The sequence below is a fragment of the Gracilibacillus thailandensis genome (assembly GCF_010994055.1).
In the GTDB taxonomy this organism is placed as follows: domain Bacteria; phylum Bacillota; class Bacilli; order Bacillales; family Amphibacillaceae; genus Gracilibacillus; species Gracilibacillus lacisalsi.
The window spans coordinates 1-2,018 of the sequence record NZ_WJID01000138.1 but is presented as its reverse complement, the minus strand read 5'-3'; the positions used below and the strand labels follow the sequence as shown (position 1 = coordinate 2,018).

Annotated in this window: 1 protein-coding gene; it reads right to left on the bottom strand. The window is 40.3% G+C overall.

Annotated elements, in window-relative coordinates; translation table 11 throughout:
* Positions 1–426: 426 nt before the first annotated feature.
* Entirely contained in the window at positions 427–1,875 is a 1,449-nt protein-coding gene (locus tag GH715_RS21180; RefSeq protein WP_163578832.1) for a DDE-type integrase/transposase/recombinase, read from the bottom strand.
* Positions 1,876–2,018 lie beyond the last annotated feature (143 nt).

Sequence of the window (2,018 nt, the reverse complement as noted above, 5' to 3'; positions counted from 1 at the left end):
GGAACTGTAAAAAATTCTATGAAAACTAAGTGAAACAGGAATTAAGTTCCAATTTGTGGAGTGGCGCCAGAGAATTTTTGAAATATTGGATGCAGATTTTAGAAGAAACAGGTTAGTACCAAAGTACGGGGAGAAACATAGCCACGCCAAATAAACCAATGCTTTTACTACATTGGCCCATAAAAATTGCACTGCTGTTGACCGCCACCCTGGACTTGGTTTGCGGTCGAGGTAGTGATTCCATTGGCGGATGGCAAAAATACAGCCAATATGGCTCTCATCCGCACATCTAGCGTACCACGACCGATCCCTTCTAAGCTCCAATGGCTGGGGCCCCGTCCCCAACCATTGATCGCTAAGAAGGGGCACGACAGTCAAGGGCAAGCAGCTCCGCTGTGGCTAAGTGATTCGCTGTTAGGTTGTAGACTAAGCAGATGTCTGTTCTGCCAAGAAGTTCTCAGCTAATGCTAGTAGTTGCACCCATTTACCGGGCATGAACTGGATGTTGGTTAATTCAGGAATCATCACAGGTACCTTTTGTTCCAGTGTTGCATGAGGACGTAAAAAGTTAAAATAGGCCACAAATAGTGTGACAAACGATACCGATCCAGCTTCTGAACCAAAACCAGTAGTAGGACGATAGTTGCCTTTGAATGTTCGGTTTAAACGCTCAATAATTTGCTTTAATGGTCGATATTCCTTTGATACCGGATCCTCATTGGTTAAGCCAATCACACGCGTGATATCAAAGTGGATATCATGCTGCGCAAAGTAATGCTGAGCCAAGATATAGATGGGATTTCCGTCGACCACAAAATTCAAATTATCTGGCAGCTTCTCTTTGTCGCCAAATTTCTGCAGGACTTGGTCTATCGCTTGGACAGCGACTTCTGTATCCCGATGAGGAGATACCGGATAAGATAAAATAACCTTTTTCACCGCATCAAAGAAAAAAACAAGATAATGCCATCGTCCTTTGACACGGATGTAAGTTTCATCCCCGCAAAAGCTGTTTGATAGCTGATAAGGGTAATGATCTACAAAGGGTTTGATCAATAGAGCCACACTGTTCATATAATTGAGAATGGTTTGGTGAGAAATCCTTACACCATGAATATCATACATCATTGCCGCTGTTTTGCGGGCACCAATCCCATAATTAACGTAATACGTTAAGATCAACCCTAAGACATGTGGCGACGAATGAATACGAGATAAATCCACTTTGGGTTGAACAGGCGAAGAAGCTGCCATTGGTTGAAAATCAAAGCGGAAAGCTCGAAAAAGATACCGTACTTTAAACGCTTGCGGATCTTCTTTAAAACGCTTTTTCTCTTCTTTGGTCATATGACGTACGTTGCGTTGATAAAAAGAACAGCCGTTGTTTTTACATTTGTAAATATCAAAATCTTTACGTTCTTTAATGCGTTCTAACACGTGAGAACAATGGGGACATTTAAGGATAGCTTCTTTCGCAAATCTATTTTTTTGATTGAATAAACAGGTGCAAACTTTACAACGATACTGTCCTTTATCCCCATTGTTGGCATAAAGGTAATCAGCAGGAGCCTGACACTTAGGGCAAGTGATATTTTGGGGTACATCTCCCACACTATTTTTACGACGAGCCACTGGTTTTAAGACTTTCCCATGTGTCTCTTGGTAGGCTTGTAATAACCGATGGTAATCCAGCTTTTCCAACTTTTCGATAATGGGCATCTCATCGACTTGTAATTTTCGATAAGGTTGATTGGTAGGTTCATCATAAGCTGTTCGAGCAATAGATTTACCTAATACCACACCAAGTAAAGCAAAAATAATTCGTTCTTGATACTTGATATATTCAACTAAATAAGTTATAAATTGAAGTAACAAACTTGTCACATCCTTTTAGGTATTTGTGTAGTGTGGTTACTTCATAGATACCCTATTTTGAAGGGGGTGGCAAGTTTTTTTGTGTAAAAAGTTATGATATCAAGCTAAAAAGCTATTTTAATAAGAAAAACTTTGACAATACG